General features: G+C 30.4%; 20 protein-coding genes and 2 riboswitches. Of the genes, 11 read left to right on the plus strand and 9 right to left on the minus strand.

From position 1 onward, the window contains the following. Nucleotides 1–17: 17 nt before the first annotated feature. On the minus strand, nt 18–938 hold the full coding sequence (locus FH779_RS08430) for a Dyp-type peroxidase (RefSeq protein WP_180906729.1): 921 nt from the start codon (nt 936–938) through the stop codon (nt 18–20). A 244-nt stretch (nt 939–1182) separates the two neighbouring features. Between FH779_RS08430 and FH779_RS08435 the strand changes: the two genes are divergently transcribed. Genes FH779_RS08435 through FH779_RS08445 form a run of 3 tightly spaced genes read left to right on the plus strand, consistent with a single transcriptional unit; the run spans nt 1183 to nt 4642 of the window. After that, the gene (locus FH779_RS08435) at nt 1183–2856 is read left to right on the plus strand and encodes an OstA-like protein (protein WP_244958049.1); all 1674 of its coding nucleotides are present in this window, start codon (nt 1183–1185) and stop codon (nt 2854–2856) included. 39 nt (nt 2857–2895) lie between these two features. Then, entirely contained in the window at nt 2896–3453 is a 558-nt protein-coding gene (locus tag FH779_RS08440) for a hypothetical protein (protein ID WP_180906730.1), read from the plus strand. Nucleotide 3454: 1 nt separating this feature from the next. Then, a complete protein-coding gene (locus FH779_RS08445; protein ID WP_180906731.1) occupies nt 3455–4642 on the plus strand; it encodes an aspartate aminotransferase family protein in 1188 nt (395 codons plus the stop codon). Between the two features lie 46 nt (nt 4643–4688). Here FH779_RS08445 and FH779_RS17670 read toward each other — a convergent pair whose 3' ends face one another. Together FH779_RS17670 and FH779_RS17675 are read right to left on the minus strand one after the other, a co-directional pair. Beyond that, entirely contained in the window at nt 4689–5174 is a 486-nt protein-coding gene (locus FH779_RS17670) for a hypothetical protein (protein WP_317169028.1), read from the minus strand. Next, a complete protein-coding gene (locus FH779_RS17675) occupies nt 5105–5455 on the minus strand; it encodes a class I SAM-dependent methyltransferase (protein WP_317169029.1) in 351 nt (116 codons plus the stop codon). Before FH779_RS17675 ends, FH779_RS17670 begins: the two co-directional genes overlap by 70 nt. 287 nt (nt 5456–5742) lie before the next feature. Here FH779_RS17675 and FH779_RS08455 point away from each other — a divergent pair, with 287 nt between their 5' ends. From FH779_RS08455 to FH779_RS08470, 4 genes are all read left to right on the plus strand, one after another. After that, nucleotides 5743–6678 carry a helix-turn-helix domain-containing protein gene (locus FH779_RS08455; protein WP_317169030.1) on the plus strand — a complete coding sequence of 312 codons (936 nt, stop codon included), beginning with the start codon at nt 5743–5745 and terminating at the stop codon, nt 6676–6678. A gap of 87 nt (nt 6679–6765) precedes the next feature. Next, nucleotides 6766–7980, plus strand: a complete 1215-nt coding sequence (locus FH779_RS08460) for an MFS transporter (protein ID WP_180906732.1) — start codon at nt 6766–6768, stop codon at nt 7978–7980. A gap of 173 nt (nt 7981–8153) precedes the next feature. Beyond that, nucleotides 8154–8612 (plus strand): hypothetical protein, encoded by a 459-nt coding sequence (locus FH779_RS08465; RefSeq protein ID WP_180906733.1) that lies wholly within the window; start codon nt 8154–8156, stop codon nt 8610–8612. Further along, nucleotides 8578–8988: a hypothetical protein gene (locus FH779_RS08470; RefSeq protein WP_180906734.1), complete on the plus strand. Its 411-nt coding sequence runs from the start codon at nt 8578–8580 to the stop codon at nt 8986–8988. The genes FH779_RS08465 and FH779_RS08470 overlap by 35 nt, the downstream gene beginning before the upstream one ends. A gap of 60 nt (nt 8989–9048) precedes the next feature. On the opposite strand, the gene metF is transcribed toward FH779_RS08470, so the two are convergent. From metF to FH779_RS08485, 3 genes are all read right to left on the minus strand, one after another. Continuing rightward, on the minus strand, nt 9049–10005 hold the full coding sequence (metF, locus tag FH779_RS08475; RefSeq protein ID WP_180906735.1) for a methylenetetrahydrofolate reductase [NAD(P)H]: 957 nt from the start codon (nt 10003–10005) through the stop codon (nt 9049–9051). A 358-nt stretch (nt 10006–10363) separates the two neighbouring features. After that, entirely contained in the window at nt 10364–13027 is a 2664-nt protein-coding gene (gene metH, locus FH779_RS08480) for a methionine synthase (RefSeq protein WP_180906736.1), read from the minus strand. Next, on the minus strand, nt 13015–14013 hold the full coding sequence (locus FH779_RS08485; RefSeq protein WP_180906737.1) for a homocysteine S-methyltransferase family protein: 999 nt from the start codon (nt 14011–14013) through the stop codon (nt 13015–13017). The genes metH and FH779_RS08485 overlap by 13 nt, the downstream gene beginning before the upstream one ends. A 43-nt stretch (nt 14014–14056) precedes the next feature. Then, nucleotides 14057–14155: riboswitch (SAM riboswitch) on the minus strand. 445 nt (nt 14156–14600) lie between these two features. Beyond that, nucleotides 14601–14699, plus strand: a riboswitch (SAM riboswitch). Between the two features lie 126 nt (nt 14700–14825). On the opposite strand from FH779_RS08485, the gene FH779_RS08490 reads away from it, so the two are divergent. Next, a complete protein-coding gene (locus FH779_RS08490; protein WP_180906738.1) occupies nt 14826–16007 on the plus strand; it encodes a homoserine dehydrogenase in 1182 nt (393 codons plus the stop codon). Nucleotides 16008–16063: 56 nt separating this feature from the next. Here the strand turns inward: FH779_RS08490 and FH779_RS08495 are convergent, their stop codons facing one another. Together FH779_RS08495 and FH779_RS08500 are read right to left on the minus strand one after the other, a co-directional pair. Then, a complete protein-coding gene (locus FH779_RS08495; protein ID WP_244958050.1) occupies nt 16064–16369 on the minus strand; it encodes a hypothetical protein in 306 nt (101 codons plus the stop codon). 140 nt (nt 16370–16509) lie between these two features. After that, on the minus strand, nt 16510–18564 hold the full coding sequence (locus tag FH779_RS08500; RefSeq protein ID WP_180906740.1) for a TonB-dependent receptor plug domain-containing protein: 2055 nt from the start codon (nt 18562–18564) through the stop codon (nt 16510–16512). 106 nt (nt 18565–18670) lie between these two features. Between FH779_RS08500 and FH779_RS08505 the strand changes: the two genes are divergently transcribed. Next, nucleotides 18671–19327 carry a metal-dependent transcriptional regulator gene (locus FH779_RS08505; RefSeq protein ID WP_180906741.1) on the plus strand — a complete coding sequence of 219 codons (657 nt, stop codon included), beginning with the start codon at nt 18671–18673 and terminating at the stop codon, nt 19325–19327. A 5-nt stretch (nt 19328–19332) separates the two neighbouring features. After that, nucleotides 19333–20925 (plus strand): LIC_10190 family membrane protein, encoded by a 1593-nt coding sequence (locus FH779_RS08510; protein ID WP_180906742.1) that lies wholly within the window; start codon nt 19333–19335, stop codon nt 20923–20925. 12 nt (nt 20926–20937) lie between these two features. Here FH779_RS08510 and FH779_RS08515 read toward each other — a convergent pair whose 3' ends face one another. Then, entirely contained in the window at nt 20938–21303 is a 366-nt protein-coding gene (locus FH779_RS08515; protein ID WP_038334454.1) for a DUF1573 domain-containing protein, read from the minus strand. A gap of 170 nt (nt 21304–21473) precedes the next feature. Between FH779_RS08515 and FH779_RS08520 the strand changes: the two genes are divergently transcribed. Next, complete coding sequence (locus FH779_RS08520) at nt 21474–24095, plus strand: valine--tRNA ligase (RefSeq protein WP_180906743.1); 2622 nt, start codon at nt 21474–21476, stop codon at nt 24093–24095. Nucleotides 24096–24104: the final 9 nt, after the last annotated feature.

Below are 24104 nucleotides of genomic sequence, written 5' to 3' on the forward strand. Positions count from 1 at the left end.
GGTCTTTTTTGTTATTTTTAATTAGAAAATTGATCTAATAAATCAAAAGAAGGAACAAAAAATAAAGTTCCAGTTTTAGCTTTACTAAAATCTAATATTCGATCATAGTTTCCGGCAGGTTCACCAACAAACATGCGTTCTAACATTTCTTCTACAATGCTAAACTTTCTGGCATAAGCGATAAAATAGGTTCCCATTTCATTTGTCGACATATTTCCAAAAGGCATATTATCACGAACAATTTTTTTGTCATCTCCAACATTTGCTAATGCAGAATGCGAATTCGAAGGCTTTTCATCATCATTCATTTCGATATCATCAACTTTAGATCTACCAATTACTTTTTCTTGTTCAGAGATTGGTAAATTTTTCCAAGCTTGCATATCATGAATGTATTTTTGCACAAATAAATAACTCCCATTTGTATAAGCAGAATCTTCATTGCCAATCAAACCAAAATTTATTCTTTCGTCACCTTGTGGATTTTCAGTTCCATCAACAAAACCTAAAATACTACGTCCATCCCAATATCTAAATCCATGAATTTCTTCTTGACAAGTCGCAACATCATTTAATAAATCAGTCAAATTAGAAACGATATCAACGCAATAACTTTGTTGCGTAGAGCGGATATGAAAATGAATATCGCCCTTTGTAGAAACGGCTTCATGCTTTTCTCCTTTAATGGCAACAAAAGGTTTTAATTCTTTCGGCAAAGGTTTTGGTAAATCTAATTTTATCCAAGCATCGTAGCTAATTCCTAAAATAACGCTCGATTGCGTTTTCGGAAAACGTGTATTTGCTGAATGATTAAGATTGATAACCAAAGTACAAAGCTTTTTGAAAGCATCTTTGTAAGTCGTATTTTCCTTGAAATTCCAAACCATAAAAATAGTATTGGTATTTGGACTATCTAATACATTTTGATATTGAGGCATTTAATAGATTTAAAAAATTGAATATGAAGTTAAGAATTTTAAAATTGAATTTGATGAATAATAGTTATTTTTTTAATCAAATTAAGACTTAAAAATCAATCATATTGATTAAAACATTATGAAAATTTTAAGTATTCAAGCACGTTTTAACGTAATAATTAATTTTTAGGACTAAAAAAATAATACTAATTTTGGCTAACACTTTTCGGAAGTGAAATAAAGATTAAATAAAAATAATAAGTAATTGTTAATTAATTATATAAATAAAAATAAAACAGGTTTGAAAGTTGCTTTTTTACTTTCATGTTTTATAACGATAAGTGCTTTTGCGCAACAGAAACCTAAAAAAGAAAAAGTTGTGTTGAAGAATGCTGATTTACTTGAGCGTTATACAGATCGTTTTGAAGGGAATCAAATTCTAACAGGTAATGTTGTTATTGAATATAAAGGTGATGTAATTACAGCTGATAGTGCGGTTTTGTATCGTGATAAAAACTTGGCTGTTGTTTGGTCGAATGCACGTTTGGTGAGCAAAGACAAAACAATTACGGCGCATAAAATGGAGTATGACGGAAACACAACAATTGCAAAAGCTTTCAAAGATGTGGTGTTGACTGATCCAAGTTCTCGTATTACGGCAGATTATATGGATTATAATCGTACAACCGAGATTGCGACTGGTATTGGGAAAGTAGAAGTGAAGATACCTACGCAACAAATAAGTTCTGAGAAAATGATTTACGAACGATTGACAGGAAATATTATTGTAAATGATACTTACAAAACAATTGGTTCTGATGGAACTTTAGTCGAAGGACGAAATGTTGTGTATAATGTAAAGTCTAAATCGGCAAATTTTGGTTCAGAAGTTTTTATTACGAATAAAGATTATACGATTTATTCGAGAAAAATGACGACGAATGATATTACGGGAATTACAACTTTCCGCGATTATTCTAAAATTACACGTCGAAATGATCCATCACAATATATCATTACTTCGGATGGAGATTTTAATAAAAAAACAGGTGAAGCTTGGTTAAGAGGAAATTCAAAAGTTTATTATCAAAACAAAACGTTGACGGCTAAAAAACTTTATTTCAACGATAAAACAGGTTTTGGTAAAGGTGAAGGCGATGTTTTTTTGGATGATCCATTAGAAAAAAGATTTTTGAAAGGTGATTACGGAGAAGCTTTTAAATACTTAGATTCGGCTTTTGTAACGAAGAACGCGTATGCTGTGAAAGCGTTTGATAAAGATTCGCTTTACATAAGTGCTGATACGTTGTTGGCGGTAAAACGTCACGATGTTGATTCGACTTCATTGGTGAAAGCTTTTCATAAAGCGCGTTTTTACAAATCGAATGCGAACGGAAAAGCAGATTCTTTGGTGTACAATCAAACTAAAGGATTGATGCAATTTTACAAAGATCCAATTTTATTTTCTGGTGATAACCAAGTTACAGGAGATTATATCGAAGCGTATACAAATGCGAAAACAGAAAAATTAGACTCGATGAAAGTGTTTAATAATGCTTTTGTGATTGCTAAAGTGGATTCGCTTGTGGAAAATGAATATCATCAAATTAAAGGAAAATATTTGACTGTTCTTTTTCAGGACGATAAAATTGATTTTATAAATGTAGAAGAAAATGCTGTCGCGTTGACGTACATGGATGATACGGATCAAAAAACGAAAGTGAAAGAACGTTACGGAGTTAATATTTCGTATTGTGGAATTATAGAAGTTGATGTTGTAGGAAAAGATGTTGAATTGGTTGCATGTCGTATAAAATCGGATGGAAAAATGTATCCGTTGTCAAAATTTCCAGAAGAAATGCGTTATTTGCCCGATTTTAAATGGCGAATTTCTGAACGATTAAACACTTGGCGAGATATTTTTATCGAATCGAAATAATCTTTTCATAAATTAATCGTTTAATTTCTAAAACTATAAATGAAAACTACATCTATCATATTATCTATTCTGTTATTATCAAGTTGTTATACATATAAAGCTTTTGATCCTGAGGAGTATGCATTGGAAATGTCTAAAGGTAATAATCAAAATCAAACGACTAATTCTAATGAAAGAAGTCGTTCCAGATCTGATATTGCTGAATTGAGAAGAGAACGTAAAAGTCCGAATGAAAATGCAATTAGTTCATCTCTTTCAGAAAGTAAAGAAGAATTAGCTGCATTAAAAGCAAAAAAACAAGAGAATAAAGAAGAGAAAGTAGCGATAGATCCTTCTACGATTAAAATTTCGGATGTTATCAAACCCGATCAATTTTATAAAGTAGATGCGCAAGGAAAAGAATATACAATAGAGGCGAAGCAATGGAAAGCTGATACTTTATATGCTGTTGTAAAAGGAACAGAAAAAGAATTGAAGTTTCATAAAAATGATATTTCATCGTTCAAAATAAGAAAATTTTCGAAAGGTAAATCAGATGCTCTTACTGTTGCAGCATATGCAATGGGCGGTGCAGCTGTACTTTTTTTATTAAAATAAAATGGGAACATTAAAGGAAGGATTTTTCAAATATCAGGCGCAAACAACAAATTTTGCATCTGGTTTTGAAGTCGATTACGCAAAAGGCTCTTATATCTATGGAAAGGATGGAAGAGCCTATCTTGATTTTGTGGCTGGCGTTTCGGTGAATACACTTGGACATAGCCATCCGCGCATCAATCAAGCGATTATAGATCAGGTAAACAAATATATGCATGTCGCTGTTTATGGTGAATATGCGCAAGAAAAACCAGTTGAATTATGTAAGCGATTGGTTGATTTAACACCAGAAGGATTGGATCAAGTTTATTTGGTGAATTCTGGAACAGAAGCGATTGAAGCTTCGCTTAAATTAGCGAAACGTTTTACAGGTCGTCGTCAATTGATTTCTTTTCGTAATGCCTATCACGGGAATACACATGGATCATTGAGTGTTTCGGGTGATGAACGTAAGAAAGCTGCTTTCCGACCATTGTTACCAGAAGTTTATTTTATTGACTTTAATAACGAAGAAGATTTACAAAAAATTACCAAAGAAACAGCTGGTGTTATTGTAGAAAGTATTCGTGGTGCTTCTGGTTTTAGATTGCCAGAAAATGATTTCTTTATCAAGCTGAAAAAACGTTGCGATGAAGTTGATGCATTATTGATTATGGACGAAATTCAACCAGGTTTTGGACGTACTGGAAAATTGTTTGGTTTCGAACATTTTGAAGTTGTGCCAGATATTGTGGCAATGGGAAAAGGTATGGCGAGCGGTTTGCCTGTTGGTGCGTTTATGACTTCTGATAAAATTATGAGTTCGTTGAAACAAAATCCTCAATTGGGACATATCACGACTTTCGGAGGAAATCCTGTGATTGCAGCAGCGGCTTTGGAACTACTAAATGTTATAGATGATGAAAAATTAATGGATGATATTGATCGTAAAGAACAATTATTCAGAGAAAATCTTCAGCATCCAAAAATTAAAAAAATTCACGGAAAAGGTTTGATGTTAGCACCTGAGTTATCATCGCCAGAATATACGTTGCGCGTTCAACAAGAATGTATGAACAGAGGTTTGATTCTTTTCTTTTTGATGTATAGTATCGAGAATTTACGAATTACACCACCAATTAATATTTCGGATGAAGATATTATAAAAGGTTGTAATATCTTAAAATCAGTGTTAGACGATTTAGATTAAATTTTAATAAATAAAAAAGAGAATCATAATTGATTCTCTTTTTTATTTAACTCTTTCTCCCATACAACAATATTCTCTTAAAGGAATAAATTGCAGGAAAAGTTTTGTAATATTTCTTAATTCTCGTTTTGAATTCTGTAGTAAATAATTCTTGCTGTTCAGTAGTTAAGCGCTCTATATAAGGAATCAAGGCAGAACCAGATATAAAATTATAAAATTCTGTTTCGTCATTTCCGTAAATTGGATAAACTTTCATGTTAATGTTCAAATCTTTCAATCCATTATCAAACATGATTTTCGCATAATCATCTATCGCCAACAGAGGAGAATCTCGATGAAAACTATTCAAATAATCTGTAAAAGGTTTTTCTTGTGCCAAATGACTCAAAATAACATTCAATACATTATCTTTTTGACAAGGCATCTGCACCGCAAATTGTCCATTATCATTCAGTTTAGAGATTAACTTAGGAAATAATTCTTCATGATTATCTGACCATTGCAAAGCTGCATTACTAAAATTAAATCCCAATTTGAATCAGAATTTGCAAATTCTTCAATCGTTTTTTGCTGAAATGTAAGATTGGCTAAATCAAATTCTTTTGATTTTTCGAGCATTTCTTTCGAAGAATCAATTCCTAAAAAGTTAGCATGTTCAAATTTATTGGCAAGAATAACTGTTTGTTCACCAGTTCCACAACCAACATCGACGCAATTTTTCAAATTACCAGCAGAAATCAAATCCGCTAAATCATAAAAAGGTTGATAACGAATATTTTTAAATTGATTATAAATTTCGGGATTCCAAGGCATTTTTATTGAATTTTAATGTGATTAAAGTTAATGAAATTTTATAATATTTAACCCGTTGTATATTTTGAATTAAAATTCGTCAGTTCGAGTGATTTTTAGAAATGAAATGAATAAAAATTGTATCGAGAATAGAATTTTATCTTCTAAAACCTTATTCTCGATACAAAATTCTAAAAGAATTTCACTCGAATTGACGGTTTAATTGCTAAAATTATCAAAATGCACAATGAATAGTATTTATGATTAATATAGATTTTAACATATAATTATTTTAAAATGTTGTTTATTTGAATTTTGTAAGAATAGAGATGAGCCAAGAATTAGAAACTATTGCAGATTATTACAATAAAATTAGTTTAGAACAAGCCGAATTGATGAATTCTGCTAATTTTGAACACGATAAAGCGCATTTTAATATTTCTTTGCGCAAATATTGTAGTTTTAAAAGTCCATATAGTCGACGAGATTATTACAAAATAAGTCTGTTGATTGGTGAAGGAATTTTTAAATATGGAAATAATGAACGGTATATTTCTAAGCCGGTTTTATTTCTTCCATCTCCTCATATTTCTTACACTTGGGAATGTAAATCAAGTTTACAAGAAGGTTATTTTTGTTTGTTCAATCAACAATTTTTTTCTGAAAATAAAGAGTTTGATGTCTTCAAAAAAACATCTTTGTTTAAAGATTGGAGTTCTCCTTTCATTGAGATTTCGGAAGAACAATTACCTTTGATTTTGTCTTATTTTCAGGAAATGTATCGTCTTAATCAATCCAATTATCAATTGAGATATTTTAGTATTCGTAATCATTTATCTGCTATTTTTCATTATGTTTTAGAACAAAAAGTTGATGAAATACATGCGGTTGAATTGCCTTCAAATGTGAGATTGTATAAGAAGTTTGATGAATTATTAAACAAACAATTTCCGCTCGATTCGCCTGCTCATCCACTTATTTTGAAAACACCAGCTGATTTTGCAACGAAATTAAATATTCATGTAAATCATCTCAATTCATCGGTGAAATCTGTGACTAAACAAACAACGACACAGATTATTAAACAGAAAATTGTTGAAGAAGCCAAAAATTTGCTGTTGTATACTGATTGGGATATTGCGCAAGTTGGTTACACATTAGGTTTTGAAGAACCAGCACATTTTAATAATTTTTTTAAAAAACATACTTTAACTTCTCCATTAAAATTTAAACAAGAAAATTAATTTATTTGATTTTTGTAATTTTTTATTTGTCTTTTTTAATTCCTCAATTTCACATTCATTTTACTTTTGCATGGTAAAAAATGATTTATGTTGAGAGAAGCATCAGAAAAAAGAAAAAAAATTGTAAGTATACTTGGTTTCTTTTCGATTCCAATTTCGGGATTTGTAACAGATATCTATTTGCCGTCATTTCCGTCGATGGCAAAATCGTTGATGGTTCCAGAAAGTAGTATTCAATTAACTTTGACTTGTTTTTTATTGAGTTACGGTTTATCCCAATTGTTTATTGGAAGTATTTTGGATGCAATTGGACGATATTATCCAAAAATTGTAGCATTATTTGTCGTATTAATCACAAGTTTGGTTATCGCGAGTACAGATAGTATTTTGTTGATTTGTTTGCTGCGTGTTATTCAAGGAATTTCAGTTGCGGTTATTGTCATTGCGACCAGAGCACTTTTTATCGATATTCATACACCGGAAAAGGCTAAACATTATTTAGGTTATTTTACTATTGTTTGGTCATGTGGACCTATTTTAGCACCGTTTTTAGGTGGATATTTAGAAAAATTGTTTAATTGGCATGCAAATTTCTATTTTTTAGCAATTTATGCAGCTTTAATTTTAATTTTTGAATTGATTTTAAGTGGAGAAAGTATTACTGAAAAAACTAAATTAAATTTTAAAAACGTCATCGATACGTATAGAATGATGCTTAAAAATCAGTTATTTATAGTCGGTATTATGATACAAGCTGTTGCTTATTCTATTGTGATGATTTTCAATATTATTGGTCCATTTTTAATTGAAAATACTTACCATTTTAATTCTGTTGTGATTGGTTATTCAACTTTAATTTTAGGTTTTTCGTGGATGATTGGCGGATTTGTAGGAAAAAAAAGAATGCATCTTGATTTTAATGAAAGTATAGTTTTAACTATTATTATACAATTAATTTTGATTTCACTTTTGATTATCACAGGTTTCTTTGTTCAAAATCTATTTGTTTTATTATTCTTTGCTTTTTTCATTCATATTTGTTCAGGAATTTTATTCACATCATTCTTTACTTCAAATATGATGGCTTTTCCTAAAAATGCTGGTGTTGCTGGTGGTTTGATGGGAGGAATGACGTATATTATTACTTCGCTTACAAGTTTTATTATCTCAAACACAGGTAAAGTTGATAGTCAAAATGGATTAGCAATTCGATATTTTATCTTTTCATTTCTATTGTCTCTAATTATTTACCTTATGTATCGAATGAAAAAATCAGCTCGAAAAAAAACTATAATCGTATAATTAAATCCGAGCATTTGCTCGGATTTTTTGTGAATAGATTTTTATATTGGTTTATTGTTTACTTTATTGTAATTTGAAAAGGCTTTTTGTCTAGTAGAATTGAAAAAAGAAATTTTTAGATTCTTGAATTTTGTAAAATTTTATTTTAAGTTTTTTATTAATCATTTAAAAATATGTTAAACTTTTTTTTAAAATCAAATAAAACTGATATTGTAGAAAATCTATACCATTTTATTAAAAAATATAGATTTAAAAATAAACATTTTTGGGAAGCAAAAGGAGGAATTGAAATATATAAATATTTAAGTGATTTTTCAGATAGTGATTTTGATAAGTTAAAGGATAATTTATCAGGCTGGAAAAACTACTCTATAAAAATACTAATTAATTGTACAATAAAAGGTTTAAATAGAATGTATACTACGGATTATGATACTCAACCTATATTTGTGAGGCTTTATTCATTTTTATCTAAAGATTTACAACATTTAATTTCTAGTAAATGGGAAGGTAATTATATAACCCATTCAAAAAGCGAAACTAACAATTATAAAATTCAAGATATATATTATTATATATTGAAAAATACACATGTTGATGGAGATTTTTGGAGTATGGGGGGGAGGAAATGAGTATATTCAAGAAGATTTAAATGATTTTTCTAAAAATGATTGGGAAGATCTTTGTCTTGATGTACTAAATTGGTCAGAATTTGATCAATATGTATTAATACAATCAATTCCGCATGGTTTTGGAGGTTGGATTTCTTCAAGATTTAACGGTGATTCAGTTTTATATGCTGGTGATTTTCTGTTAAATTTATTTCGCATAACTGAAAATAATGAAATTAAAGAAGAAATTATTGATTGTAGTTTTTTTCTGAAAATTATTAATACTAAGAACTATAAAGGGTTAGAATATATTAAAAAATGGATGTTAGTAAATAATCTTAATAATAATGAAGCTTTTTTAAATATCGAAGAAGCATTAAAAAAAGCATATGATTAAATATTATTTTATCAAAAATCCGAGTAAGCGCTCGGATTTTTGATAGCATATTTTTCCTATTTAATAAACCGCCTCAGCGATTTTTTTTGTATTTATCGAATTACTCATCGTATAGAAATGTAATCCCGGAACACCAAAATCAATCAATTCTTTACATTGTTGAATGCACCATTCAATCCCGATTTCCTTAATTCGTTCCTTATCTTTCGACTTCAAAACTTCCATTGCCAAAGCTTCTGGCAAATCCAAATAGAAATTTTGCGGAATCGATGTCAGTTGATTGAAAGTTGTTAAAGGTTTTATACCTGGAATAATCGGAATATTAATATCCATTTCGCGACATTTCTTCACGAAATCAAAATATTTTTGATTATCGAAAAACATTTGCGTCACGATATAATCTGCACCCAATTCCACTTTCTTTTTCAAATAATACAAATCCATTGCAAGATTCGGCGATTCGAAATGCTTCTCAGGATAACCCGCCACACCAATACAAAAATCCATTGCATGAGACTCTTGTAGTTCGTCATCCAAATAATTTCCAGTATTTAAAGCCGTAATTTGCTCAATCAATTCCGATGCATGCGCATGTCCTCCAACTTCTGGCACAAAAGATTTTTCCGATTTAATAGGATCTCCACGCAAAACCAAAAGATTATCAATTCCTAAGAAATTCAAATCAATCAATGCATCTTCTGTATCCTCTTTTGTAAATCCACCACAAATCAAATGCGGAATTGCATCTATCTTATAATGATTCTGTATCGCAGCGCAAATCGCAACTGTACCAGGACGTTTTCGTACTTGATATCGCTTCAACAATCCGTTTTCTTTCTGTTTGTAAATATACTCTTGACGATGATAAGTTACATCGATAAAAGCTGGATTTAACTCAACTAATGGATCTAAAGTTTTGAACGTCGCATTGACATCTTGCCCTTTCAAAGGTGGTAAAATTTCCACAGAAAACAACGGTTTTCCGTTTGCGCGTTCTATATGTTCGGTAACTTTCATTCTTTATTTCATCGTTTAGCGAAGTTCGAATCTCGAATTTCGATTATATAATTTCTTTTATAAGGGCGTTCCCTTCGGGAGGGCTTTTCGTTGCAATCTTTTTTGTTCATTTCGACTTTGCTCAATCATCAAAAAAGGATTTTCACTGCAATCCCTAACGCATTTTTTAATTTTGTTCTACGTTCGTTATCATGCTGAACTTATTTCTACATTTCATCCAAACTTGTGTAATTCTGAAACGAGTTCAGACTGACTTTGCTTTTCTTGTCATTCTGAGCTTGTCGAGGAATCTAAGATTCTTTATTTCGATTACCCTTCATTCAGAATGACAAAATTTATTTTTGCTTAACGCTTTCTTTTACGCTAAATTAGGACTCAACCAACGTTCAGCTTTATCAAGTTCTATATTTTTACGTTGTGCAAAATCTTCTACCTGATCCATTTTTATTTTACCAATTCCAAAATATTTTGCTTCTGGATTTCCAAAATAATAACCTGAAACAGACGAAACGGGGTACATCGCCAACGAACTTGTTAACTCAATTCCTGCATTTTTCTCTACATCCAAAATCTTGAAAATCGTTTCTTTTTCTAAATGGTCAGGACACGCAGGATAACCAGGAGCAGGGCGAATTCCTTTATATTTTTCTGAAATTAATTCGTCATTTGATAAAGTTTCATCTTTCGCATAACCCCAAACTTCTGTACGAACATATTTATGCAAATATTCTGCATAAGCTTCAGCCAAACGATCGGCAATTGCTTTTACCATAATCGAATTGTAATCATCTAAATTAGTTTCGTAAGCTTTGGCAACCTCTTCAATTTCTTGTCCTGCAGTCACAGCAAATGCACCTATGTAATCTTGAATATTTGAATCTTTTGGCGCAATAAAATCAGCAATCGAAATATTTGGTTGCTCTTTCGATTTTTTTGCTTGTTGACGAAGTGTGTAGAATTCTTCGATTTTGTTATCATTTTCATCAAACAATTCAATCGTGTCATCGTTTACCGTATTCGCTTTGAAAAGCCCAAAAACAGCTTTTGGTTTTGCTAAATTTTCAGTTTCGATTTTATTTAACATCGACAATGCATCAACATATAATTCTTTGGCATTTGTTCCAACAATTTCATCATCTAAAATCGCTGGAAACTTTCCGTGTAAATCCCACGTTTTGAAAAATGGAGTCCAATCTATAAAATCTCTTAATTCAGAAACTGTTGTTTGATGCGTAAAAACACCTAATTTATTTGGTTTAAAAGGTTTATTTTCTTCAAAATCAACTTTTAATTTATTTTTTCGAGCATCTTCAATCGATAGATATTCCTTTGATACAGCACGATTCAAGAAACCTTCTCTAATTTTTGTATAATCAGTAGTTGTTTCTGTAAGTAATTCTGCTTGTTGATTTCCAATCAATTTTTGACAAATTGTAACCGAACGAGAAGCATCTAAAACATGAATTGCTTTATCGTATTCTGGTGCAATTTTAACAGCTGTATGCGCTTTAGAAGTCGTAGCGCCACCAATCATCAATGGAATATCAAGATTAAGACGTTTCATTTCTCTAGCAACATGCACCATTTCATCTAACGAAGGGGTAATCAACCCAGAAAGACCAATCACATCGACATTATTTTTTTGCGCTTCATCTAAAATCGTTTCAGAAGAAACCATTACACCTAAATCTATTATTTCGAAACCATTACAACTCAAAACAACAGAAACAATATTTTTCCCAATATCGTGAACATCGCCTTTAACAGTCGCCATTAAGATTTTTGAAGGTTCTTTATCTGTTTTATTTCTAAGTTTTTCTTCCTCTAAAAATGGTGTTAAATAAGCAACCGATTTTTTCATCACACGTGCTGATTTAACTACTTGAGGCAAGAACATTTTTCCACTTCCGAAAAGGTCTCCAACGACGTTCATTCCATCCATCAAAGGACCTTCAATAACACGTAAAGGAGAACCAATTTTTTCTAAAGCTTCGGCAGTATCTTCGTCAATAAATTCTGTAATTCCTTTAACCAAAGAAATTTCAATACGTTTTTCTAATGGTAACTCACGCCAAGCATCATCTTTCTTTTTCTCTTTTGTAACACCTTTTAGATGTTCAGCAAAATCAATCAAACGCTCTGTCGCATCATCACGTCGATCCAATAAAACATCTTCAACGTGTTCTAATAAATCTTTTGGAATATCATCATAAATCTCAATCATTTCTGGATTGACGATTCCCATATCCATTCCGTGTTTGATGGCGTGATATAAAAACGCTGTGTGCATCGCTTCACGAACTGCATTATTTCCACGGAACGAAAACGAAACATTCGAAACTCCACCCGAAACTAATGCATGTGGAAGATTTTCTTTGATCCATTTAGTTGCATCAAAAAAATCGATTGCATTTCGACGATGTTCGTCCATTCCTGTTGCAACTGGGAAAATGTTCACATCAAAAATGATATCTCTTGGATTGAAATTTACTTCATTCACCAAAATATCATACGAACGTTTTACAATTTCTATTCGGCGTTCATAATTATCTGCTTGACCTTTTTCATCAAACGCCATAACGACTGTTGCAGCACCATAACGCTTAATTTTTTTGGCATGTTCAATAAATAATTCTTCGCCTTCTTTTAAAGAGATTGAGTTGACAATCGCTTTACCTTGAACATTTTTTAGACCAGCTTCGATAATTTCCCATTTCGAAGAATCAATCATAATTGGAACTTTCGAAATATCGGGTTCAGAAGCAATCAAACGTAAATATTTCACCATAGAAGCAACACCATCAAGCATTCCTTCATCCATATTGATGTCGATAATTTGCGCGCCACCATCTACTTGATCACGTGCAACTTGAAGTGCTTCTTCAAATTTTTCTTCTTTGATTAATCGCAAGAATTTTTTAGAACCAGTTACATTTGTACGTTCACCAACGTTTACAAAGTTTGAATTTTCACGTACAATTAAAGGTTCTAATCCAGAAAGTTGAATTTTTACGCCTGACATTCTACATTAATTTTTCGAGGTTCGTATTCTTTTGCTAAATCTGCCATCAATTTGATATGATCTGGTGTAGTTCCACAACATCCACCTAAAATATTTACCAATTTTTTATCCAAGAAGGGTTTGATAAAATCTCGCATCATTTCAGGAGTTTCATCGTATCCACCGAAAGCATTTGGTAAACCAGCATTTGGATATGCGCTCACATAAAATGGAGCTTTTTCGGCTAAAACTTCCAAATATGGAATCAAATCTGTTGCACCTAAAGCGCAATTTAATCCAACTGAAATTAAATCAATATGTTCTAATGAAATCAAGAAAGCTTCGGTTGTTTGTCCAGAAAGCGTACGTCCAGATTTATCTGTAATTGTACCAGAAGCCATTAATGGAACGTTAATACCTGTTTTTTCTATCGCATCTTGAATTCCATAAAATGCAGCTTTTGCATTTAAAGTATCAAAAATAGTTTCAACAAGTAAAATATCGGCACCAGCTTCTAACATTGTTTTTGCTTGACGATAATAAACATTTGCCAATAAATCAAAATCCACATCGCGATAACTTGGATCGTTAACTTGTGGCGAAATAGAGGCAGTTTTGTTCGTAGGACCTAAAGAGCCAACAACAAAACGAGGTTTATCTGGCGTAGAAAACTCTTCACACGCTTCTTTCGCTAAACGAACGGCTTCGTAATTTAATTCATCAACCAAATCAACCATATCATAATCAACCATAGAAATAATATTGGCATTGAACGTATTTGTTTCGATCAAATCCGCGCCAGCAGCCAAATATTCTCTGTGTATATCTTTGATAATTTGCGGTTGCGTTAAAACCAATAAATCGTTATTTCCTTTTAAAGACGTATGAAAATCCTTGAATCGTTCTCCACGATAATCTTCTTCTTGTAAATTATGCTTTTGGATCATTGTTCCCATCGCACCATCTAAAATTACAATACGCTCTTTTAGTATATCGTCTAATTTCATTCTAAATATTTTAAAAGCTTTATGGGAAGAAGTGTGAGGTGAGTCCTTATCTTTCTCTATTTGAGTAGGATTTAGCACCCAACTATACTTTGGGTTGCTAAGATTTCAACGGGCCTATTCCCTCCATCTTTCTTTATAAAGCTATGTGCAAAATTATTTAAAGTATTGAAAATAAAAAAATCAAGATTGAAAAAAACGAGTTTAGAATTTGGTTCATAGAAATAATTTTTGTTTGAAATAGTTCAAAATCTCTAATAGGTCATTTTTGAAATTTATTTTAGAAAATTATTCTTTAAAATGCTATTTTTAAAGAAATAATATTTTAATCAATTGTTAAAACTAATCGTTTTTAGAATATTTTTAATATAAAAAGGTTTTCTTGAAAAAATATTAAGATTTGTTTTTTCTTTTAATTGTATTTTTTAGAAAATTATTTTTACATATTGATATTTATAGAATAAAATTCATAATTTGTGTGTTTTTATTACTAATTACGGAAAATATTAAATTAAAAAGATGAAATTAATTTGGATATATAGAATTCTTTCACCTAAATTTGTCCTCAGAAATAGTTCATTAAAATTTACATTTTATCAAGAAAAGTGGAGGGAAATGGCCCAAAGAAACTTTAGCAACCTGATTAACAAATCAAGGTGCTAAATCCATCCTTATAGGAAAGATGAATAAAAACTACTGTAAACCAATCATTCAATAATATTCTTTATTCAAAATGGTTCAATTGTTTTTATGCGATTGAACCATTTTTTTTCTTCACTTTTCTCTGATAAAAAATTATTAAAACAAAAGAATACATGAAAAAAATAAATATCGGATTGTTCGGATTTGGAGTTGTAGGAGAAGGAATTTACAAGGTTTTAGAAGAAAAACCACAATTGAATGCTGCAATTAAAAAAATTGTGATTAAAGATAATTCTAAACCTAGAAATGCTCCGTCTGAATTATTTTCGACTAATGCGGATGATATTTTAAATGATGATGAAATAAATGTTGTTGTTGAGTTAATTTCGGATGCTGATGCGGCGCATGATATCATTATAAAAGCGTTCAATAAAGGAAAACATGTGGTAAGTGCAAATAAAAAATTGATTGCCGATCATCACAAAGAATTATTGGATTTGCAAGCAAAAAATAATGTTTCTTTTCTTTATGAAGCATCTGTTTGTGGATCAGTTCCGATTATTAGAAATTTAGAAGAATATTTTGATAATGACTTATTGAATTATGTTTCTGGAATTGTAAATGGAACAACAAATTACATTTTGACGAAAATGGCAAATGAAAATGAGTCGTATCAAGATGCCTTAAAAGCAGCGCAAGAAAGTGGTTTTGCAGAAGCTGATCCAACGGCTGATGTAGAAGGTTTTGATGCGTCGAGTAAATTAGCAATTATTACGTTGCATGCTTTCGGTAAAAAGATTGATGTTGATCAAGTTATTCGAAAAGGAATTACTTCGTTGAAAGTGGAAGATTTTAAATACGCGAAAGAAAAAAATTATACTATAAAGTTGATTGCGAATTCTAAAATTAATCATCAAACAGGTGAAATTACATCAACAGTTTTACCAACTTTTGTTGAATTAAATAAAACAATTGCACTTGTAAACAACGAATATAATGGTGTTTTGATTGGAAGTTCGCTTTCGGATGAACAATTTTTGTATGGAAAAGGAGCAGGGCGTTTCCCAACTTCTTCTGCCGTTTTGAGTGATATTTCTGCGTTAAAATATGATTATCAATATTCGATTCGAAAATATGAAAACAAAGAAGAAGGAGTTTTTAATCAAACAGGAAAAAAGAGAATTTACATCGGTTTTGAGAATCAAGCAGATGATGTTTCAAACATTTTTGATGAAATAGAAGAGCGTTATCAAAGTAAAAATTATAATCACATTGTTGGTGTGATTGATATAGAAAAGCTCAAACAAAAAGAGATTATTGAAAATCCAAAACTTTCGATAATTGCGTTTGAGTAAATTTTTGTGATTAAAAAGCCTCAATATTAATTGAGGCTTTTTTGTAAATCTAAAAATCAAGGTTTTTGTAAATACTTTTTCAATAAAAGTTTTAGTGGTTTATTTTTAATTAATCCAGCATAAGTCATTTCAATTTTAAAATTTTTTGAGATTAAAACCCAGTATGGATAACTAATTTGTTCGTTTTTATCAATAAATTCTTCTAAAAATGGGTGAGTTTTTTTATCCGATTTAGGTTCATATTTTTTGTTTAAAAAAATAATTGATTCATTCGTTTCTGCGTCAAATTCTATAAAATAAATGTCGTTGTTCAGAATTTGAAGTAATTCATCATCTTTTTCTAATTGTTTCTTTTGAATCATGCAGTAACTACACCAATTGGTAGAAAAATAAAGCAGAATTGGTTTAGGATTTTCATTAAAAATTGAATTAAATTTTTCTATTGAAATCTGAGCTTGAAGATTCAATGAAGATAAAATGAATATGAAGTACCAGATTTTCATTAGCGTAAATTGTATCGAACACCTATAAAACCTCTTGTTCCCTGCATAGGTGTATAGCTGTAATCATTTGGCTCAAAAATAACATCGTTTCTTCCTTTAGGAGGAGTAACACCATTTCCAGGTTCTCCGAATGGATCCCACCAACGAGCAATAACATCGCCTTTTGGTAAAACATTAAAAATATTTTTTACTCCAACATAGAGTTCAATATTATTTTTAAATAATTTACTTAATTGAATATTGGTAATAAAAGTTGGCTTTGAATATTCAGGTCGATAATCATTTTCTACGCGAGGTAATTTCATTTTGTCATTATAATTGGCGGTTAAATCAATAGTAAAACCTTTTTTGAATGCATAACTTGCTAAGAAATTTCCAGACCATTTCGGTGCGTGATATTGAACTTCTTTTTCGCCATTTTCTTTTTTGTAAACATCCATATAGGTTGCGCCAAGCATTATTTTTAGAGGAAAGTCAAATGTTGCATCTATGTTTAAAGAAACTCCTTGAGATATTGCGTATCCATCTAAATTGTCATAGATAATCTTTGTTTCGTCAGTATCTGTATCAGCAATAATTTTGTTTGTGAAATAAGAATAGAATGTTGTGAAATCAAAGTTTAGAGCTGCAAAAGAAGTTGGTAGTTTGAACACATAATTAATATTTCCATTATATGATTTTTCAGGTTTTAATTCATTCTCAAAAACTACTTGTCTAGCTCCACTTAATGCACGATGATCTTCTGTGAAAACATTCACAACACGAAATCCTGTACCAAAACTTGCTCTTAAAGTATGATGAGATGAAGGTGAAAATTTGTAAGCTACTCTTGGAGAGTGTATTCCTTTATGTGTTTTATCGTAATCAAATCTATAACCAATTAAAAGTTTATTTTCAGTATTCAAAGCCCATTCGTCTTGTACAAAAAAACCAGGAATCGGTGTGTTCATTGGATTATTCTTGATTAGATTATTATCTTCATCATATTCTCCAGTCCCTCTTGTGTTATCATCGTAATAAGTATACTTGAATGAAGTTCCTAAAAGTAAACTATGTTGTCCAATTATTTTATCCCAATAAGCTTGAGCAAAAACAACTTGTTGTTTTCCTTGATACGATTCTGTACCATAAAATGAATTCTGTTGATGAAAATTATAAGAAAATTGAGCCATTATTTTCTCTTTTAGAGGTAATTGATACATTCCTATCGCTTCAAAACGATTTGTCATAATGCTTTCTGCATAAACTTCGTCATTTCCTCTGTGTAGTTTTCTTTTCCAATTCATTTGACCTCCCCATCTATCTTCATATAAATAACGTAAAGCAACCGATGCTGTTCTATTTTCTTGACGTTCAAAATCAAATTTATTGAATAACGTGATGCGATCTTGTAATGTTACATCTGTAAAACCGTCGTTATTTTTATCTTTCTTGTTTCCATATTTAAAGTAATTAAAGCCAAATAAACCATTTACCTTTTCTCCTAAATTATATTTGTATCCACCATCAAGATTGGTTTCCAACCAAGAAGTTGTAAAAGCATCCAAAGATAATTTTGGAGCAGATTTAGGAGATTTGGTAATTACATTAATTATACCTCCCATAGCTTCTGTTCCATAAAGGGAAGATGCTGGCCCTTTTACGACTTCTATTCGTTCAACCAAAGAATTCGGAATTCCGCTCAAACCATAAACTGTAGATAGAGAAGAAACAATTGGCATTCCATCAATTAAAATCATGGTATAAGGACCTTCCATTCCGTTAATATGAATATCACCTGTGTTGCAAACGTTACAATTTAATTGCGGTTGAACACCATTTATTAATTGTACAGCGTCAAATAATGAAGGTGTTGGATTTTTTTGAAAAAACTTCGGTGTATAGATTTCAATTGGAACTGGACTATCAGACTTTCTCACAGCTTTCATTGTTCCTGTAACTACAATCTCATCTAAATTTTCTGAAGGATCTTTTACATAAATAGAATCTTTTTGTTCCTGAGCATATGATAGAATGGAGGTTAAAGCAATGAATAAATAAAATGTTGTTTTCATATCAAGTGAAATTTATAATCAAATTAAAAAGTTAGACAAATCTAACAAAAATATTATTAAAAATGAATTATTAAATTTTACTTAATTTTCAACTATATTTGTTTCTATGAATTCATTGGTCGAAGAAAATTACCTAAAAGCATTATTTCATCTTTCTGAAAATGGAAAAGGAGAAGTGAATGTGAAGGATTTGAGTAAGCATTTGGAAATAAAAATGCCTACTGTAAATAGTATGATGAAAAAATTAGCTGAAAAAGAATTGGTGATTTATGAATCGTATAAACCACTTCGGTTATCTGATAAAGGAATTTTAAAAGCTTCTTTGATTGTAAGAAAACACCGATTGACAGAGATGTTTTTGGTAGATAAAATGGGATTTGGCTGGGAGCAAGTGCATGAAATTGCTGAGCAAATAGAACATATTCAAAGTTCAATTTTTTTCGATAAAATGGACGAATTATTGAATTTTCCTAAATTCGATCCGCATGGTTCTCCAATTCCAGATAAAAACGGAAAAATAGAAATTATCAATTACAAAAAGTTGGCAGAATTTAAAGAAGGTGACAAAGTAGAAATATGTGCTGTCATTGGTTCTTCTGATGAATTTTTGAAATATTTGAATTCAAAAAATATTCATTTGAATGATGAAATTGAAATCATTTCAGTCGAAGATTTTGATGGAACAATGAAAGTTAAATTTCTAAAATCAAATGAAATTGAATCATTTAGTAATCATGTAACTTCAAGATTGTTAGGTAAATAATGGTTTTGCAGTTTTTTTTATCAATCGCCTTAATTTTCTATTTTTTAGGATTTGGATTTTTATTCCAAAAAATTTTCCCTCGAATAAATTCAACTATATCGTTTACAGTTATAAATGGAATGATAGGTGTTGGGTTGATAAGTTTTTTCGTCGCATTTTTTCTTCCATTAAATTTTACATACGAAGTAGTATTAATTTCAATTGCGATTCTATCATTAATTTATCATAGAAACGAAGTGAAGCGAAGTTTGTTGAAACTGAAAAATATATCACGATATTTTTATGCTTTTATTTTTGTTGGATTGTTGGTTGCCGTTACGTATCCTTTTATTTTAGATCATTTCGGGTATTATATTCCGACAATAAAATGGCTTGATTTTGCTGGTTTTGTAAAAGGGCTTTCTAATTTTGAATGGGTTTTGGCGCAAAATAGTTTTTGGCATATTTTGCAAGCTTCTATTAACGAAACATTGGATATTTATTATCGATTAAATTTTTGTTTATTTTTAATCTTCAATCTCTATGTTTTCGAATTGAAGCAAAAAAAACTTCTCATTTTTAATCTCCTTTTTTTATTTTTTCTAAATACTCCTTCACCAGATCTTCCTGTTTTTGTTCTTACGATTCTATTAATCAACGAATATTTACGTTATAAAAATAAAGCATCTGATTACCTTTTTTACGCTGCTATTTTATTTGTAATTAAACCAATAAGTATTGTATTAATTTTATTTTTTGGAATTGAATATTTAAGAAATAAAGAATACAAAAATTTAAAAGACAAGAATTTATTTTTACTTATTTTTATTGCTTTATTATTTTGTTGTAAAGGAGTTATTGTTTCTGCAAATCCTTTGTTTCCTTTAGAATTTTCTTCAATAAAAGGTTTGAAATGGGCTTCACCGCATCATTTATATGAATTATCTGCACAGAACGGTAAATTTATTCCACTTAAAGATTCGTTTACTTTTGAAGAAGTAGTAAGAATGAATACAACTGAATATTTTCAAGCTATTTTTTTTCAATCATCTTCTCGAACAATAATTTTTCTTTTAATTATTTGTTTAACAATTTTCAATTTGTTAATAGGCTTCTATAAAAAGAATTATTTTATAAAATCGTTAATATTCTGTTGTATAGTGAAATTATTAATAATATTAATTTTTTCTAATCAATTTAGATTTTTATTAGATGTATTAATTATTGATTTATTAATTATGTTTAAGTTAGTTAACACAAAAATATTCAATAAATATTCAGAATTATTAAGTTTAATATTTGTATATATTACTTCATTTATTTTAATATTTTCTATTTTTAAAGGTGATTATTTCAAAAATATTAAATCATTTTCTTATATGAGAAGTATAAATTTTGATCAAATTTTAATTCCAGGAAATTATAAAGAAACTGAATTGAACATTAATAATTTAAAAATAAGTAAAACCAAATTAGAAAAATTTCTACAATATCAAATTTACCTACAACAAATCGATTCTACTGATGTAAGAAAAGGCTTTTATTTTGAAAAAATGGACAGAAAAAGAGAGAAGATTTTAAACATTTTGAAAGAAGAACAAAAAAAGCAAGTTAAATAACTTGCTTTACTATTATTCTGCTTTTCCTTTTATTCTGAAAATTTTTCGAGAAGAAACCGGATCGTTAGATGTGATTGTTACGGATTTATTAAAATCTCCAGTCACAGAACCACTTGAATATTTAACGGTAATATCCGCAGATTTTCCTGGTTCGATAGGTGTTGTAGGATATTCTGGAACTGTACATCCACAAGATCCAACAACGCTTTTAAGGATTAAAGGTTTATCACCTGAGTTGGTTACTTTCATCTTAGCTGTTACTTCAGTATTCAACTTTATATTTCCAAATTGAATTTCTTCTTTTTCTAAACTAAGTGTTTGAGCAAATAAACTTGTAACGCCTAAAGCAAAAGCACCTAAAAACATTAATTTTTTCATGACGATAATTAATTTATAATCAAATGTACAAAAGAATTTTACTTTAAATAAAATTACTTTCGAATTTATTAAAAAAACATTCCAATTTTATAATATATATTTAATATACTAGGCAGTTTAAGGCAGATTATGTAAATTTGCCCAAATTTATTTTAAGTCATATATAAATAATGGAAATCGCATCTAAATATACGCCAACGGAAGTTGAAGGAAAATGGTATGAATACTGGATGGAGAAGAAGTATTTTAAATCTACTCCAGATGAAAGAAAAGCTTACACAATAGTCATTCCACCACCAAATGTAACAGGGGTCTTACACATGGGACATATGTTAAATAATACGATTCAGGACGTTTTAATTCGTCGTGCACGTATGCGTGGATTCAATGCTTGTTGGGTACCAGGTACAGACCATGCTTCGATTGCTACGGAAGCGAAAGTTGTTGCGAAATTAAAAGAAGAAGGTGTTTCTAAATTTGATATTGGTCGTGAAGAATTTCTTAGTCATGCTTGGGATTGGACGCATAAGCATGGTGGAATTATTTTAGATCAATTAAAAAAGTTAGGAGCTTCTTGCGATTGGGATCGTACAAAATTTACGATGGATCCAGATTTATCTGAATCTGTTCAACGTGTTTTTGTTGATTTATATAACAAGGGATTAATTTACCGTGGATACCGTATGGTAAACTGGGATCCAGAGGCGAAGACAAATATTTCTGACGAAGAAGTTATTCATGTTGATAAAAATGGAAAATTATATCATTTAAAATATCAAGTTGACGGAACTGATCAATATATTGTTGTAGCGACAACTCGTCCTGAAACAATTTTTGGTGACTCTGCAGTTTGTATCAATCCAAATGACGAGCGATACGAATGGTTGAAAGGAAAACAAGTTATTGTTCCAATCGTTGGTCGTAAAGTAAATATTATCGAAGACGAATATGTTGACATCGAATTTGGTACAGGATGTCTTAAAGTTACGCCTGCGCACGATGTAAACGATTACGAATTAGGTAAAAAACATAACTTAGATTTCATTGATATTTTTACAGATGATGCAAAATTGAATGATTTAGGATTAAATTATGCTGGATTAGACCGTTTCAAAGCGCGTAAAGAAATCGAAAAAGAATTAGAAGAAAAAGGTTTACTTGAAAAAGTAGAAAATTATAATAATAAAGTTGGTACATCTGAAAGAACAGGAGCGGTGATTGAGCCTAAAATCTCTAATCAATGGTTCTTGAAAATGACAGATTTAGCTAAACCAGCTTTAGATAATGTAATGAATGATACGATTAAATTTCATCCTGCGAAATTTAAAAATACGTATCGTAATTGGATGGAAAATGTAACAGATTGGAACATTTCTCGTCAATTATGGTGGGGACACCAAATTCCTGCATTTTTCTATGGTGATGGAAACGAAGATTTCGTTGTGGCTTTAACAAAAGAAGAAGCTTTACCATTAGCACAAGAAAAAACAGGAAATGCTGCATTAACTATTGAAGATTTACGTCAAGATGAAGATGCATTAGATACTTGGTTTTCTTCTTGGTTATGGCCAATTTCTGTTTTCAACGGAATTAATGAGCCAGAAAATGAAGAAATCAATTATTATTATCCAACACAAGATTTAGTAACTGGTCCAGATATTATTTTCTTCTGGGTAGCGCGTATGATTGTGGCTGGATATGAGTATCGCAACGAATTACCTTTCGAAAATGTATATTTTACAGGAATTGTTCGTGATAAACAAGGACGTAAAATGTCGAAATCGTTAGGAAATTCACCAGATCCAATCGAATTGATGAACGAATACGGTGCAGATGCAACGCGTATGGGAATGTTGTTAACGGCGCCTGCTGGGAATGATTTACCTTTCGATGTTGATTTGTGTTTACAAGGACGTAATTTCGCCAATAAAATTTGGAATGCTTTCCGTTTAATCAAAGGTTGGGAAGTTAAAGAAGATTTAGTACAAACTTCTGCTCAAGCAAAAGCGGTTGAATGGTTCGAAAATAAATTCCAACAAACATTAGCAGATATCGAATATAATTACGATCAATATCGTTTATCTGATTCATTGATGGCGATTTATAAATTGATTTGGGATGATTTCTGTTCTTGGTATTTAGAAGCGATTAAACCTACTTTTGGTGAGCCAATTGATGCAAAAACTTATGCTGTAACTATTTCTTATTTAGAAAATGTATTGAAAGTTTTACATCCATTTATGCCTTTCTTAACAGAAGAAATTTGGCACTTAATTGCAGAAAGAACAGAAAACGAAGCCTTGATTATTTCTAAATATCCAGAAGTAACATCTTTTAACGAAGAAATTATCAAGAATTTCGAAAATACAAAAGAAGCAACTACGGCAATTCGTGGATTACGTTCAGAAAAAGGAATGTCGCCAAAAGAAGCTTTAGAAGTTTTTGCTGAAGATCAAGCTGCGAACGAAATTTATGTTGATGTTTTCTCTAAATTAGGAAATGTTTCTAATTTCAATACAGGAGATAAACCAGAAAAAGGTTTTGCTTTTCGCGTTGGGACGCTAGAATTTATGGTTCCGATGTCTGATAATATCGATATTGAAGCTGAACGCGAGAAATTACAAAAAGAGTTGGATTACAACCAAGGTTTCTTAAATTCTGTTCGTAAAAAATTATCAAACGAAAAATTTGTTGCTGGTGCGCCAGAACAAGTAATTAATGCAGAACGCAAAAAAGAGGCAGATGCTTTAGAAAAAATTGCACAAATTGAAGAACAATTAGCTTCATTGTAATTTTTTTAT

The organism is Empedobacter falsenii, assembly GCF_013488205.1.
Classification (GTDB): Bacteria; Bacteroidota; Bacteroidia; order Flavobacteriales; family Weeksellaceae; genus Empedobacter; species Empedobacter falsenii_C.

Bases quoted from the DNA above. Each gene is read 5' to 3' on its own strand.
- metF (WP_180906735.1), bottom strand. From the start codon at position 10,005: ATGAAAGTTACCGAACATATAGAACGCGCAAACGGAAAACCGTTGTTT.
- FH779_RS08460 (WP_180906732.1), top strand. From the start codon at position 6,766: ATGTTGAGAGAAGCATCAGAAAAAAGAAAAAAAATTGTAAGTATACTT.
- FH779_RS08505 (WP_180906741.1), top strand. From the start codon at position 18,671: ATGAATTCATTGGTCGAAGAAAATTACCTAAAAGCATTATTTCATCTT.
- metH (WP_180906736.1), bottom strand. From the start codon at position 13,027: ATGTCAGGCGTAAAAATTCAACTTTCTGGATTAGAACCTTTAATTGTA.
- FH779_RS17675 (WP_317169029.1), bottom strand. From the start codon at position 5,455: ATGCCTTGGAATCCCGAAATTTATAATCAATTTAAAAATATTCGTTAT.
- FH779_RS08485 (WP_180906737.1), bottom strand. From the start codon at position 14,013: ATGAAATTAGACGATATACTAAAAGAGCGTATTGTAATTTTAGATGGT.
- FH779_RS08515 (WP_038334454.1), bottom strand. From the start codon at position 21,303: ATGAAAAAATTAATGTTTTTAGGTGCTTTTGCTTTAGGCGTTACAAGT.
- FH779_RS08520 (WP_180906743.1), top strand. From the start codon at position 21,474: ATGGAAATCGCATCTAAATATACGCCAACGGAAGTTGAAGGAAAATGG.
- FH779_RS08490 (WP_180906738.1), top strand. From the start codon at position 14,826: ATGAAAAAAATAAATATCGGATTGTTCGGATTTGGAGTTGTAGGAGAA.
- FH779_RS08440 (WP_180906730.1), top strand. From the start codon at position 2,896: ATGAAAACTACATCTATCATATTATCTATTCTGTTATTATCAAGTTGT.
- FH779_RS08445 (WP_180906731.1), top strand. From the start codon at position 3,455: ATGGGAACATTAAAGGAAGGATTTTTCAAATATCAGGCGCAAACAACA.
- FH779_RS08470 (WP_180906734.1), top strand. From the start codon at position 8,578: ATGGAGATTTTTGGAGTATGGGGGGGAGGAAATGAGTATATTCAAGAA.
- FH779_RS08495 (WP_244958050.1), bottom strand. From the start codon at position 16,369: ATGATTCAAAAGAAACAATTAGAAAAAGATGATGAATTACTTCAAATT.
- FH779_RS08500 (WP_180906740.1), bottom strand. From the start codon at position 18,564: ATGAAAACAACATTTTATTTATTCATTGCTTTAACCTCCATTCTATCA.
- FH779_RS08465 (WP_180906733.1), top strand. From the start codon at position 8,154: ATGTTAAACTTTTTTTTAAAATCAAATAAAACTGATATTGTAGAAAAT.
- FH779_RS08430 (WP_180906729.1), bottom strand. From the start codon at position 938: ATGCCTCAATATCAAAATGTATTAGATAGTCCAAATACCAATACTATT.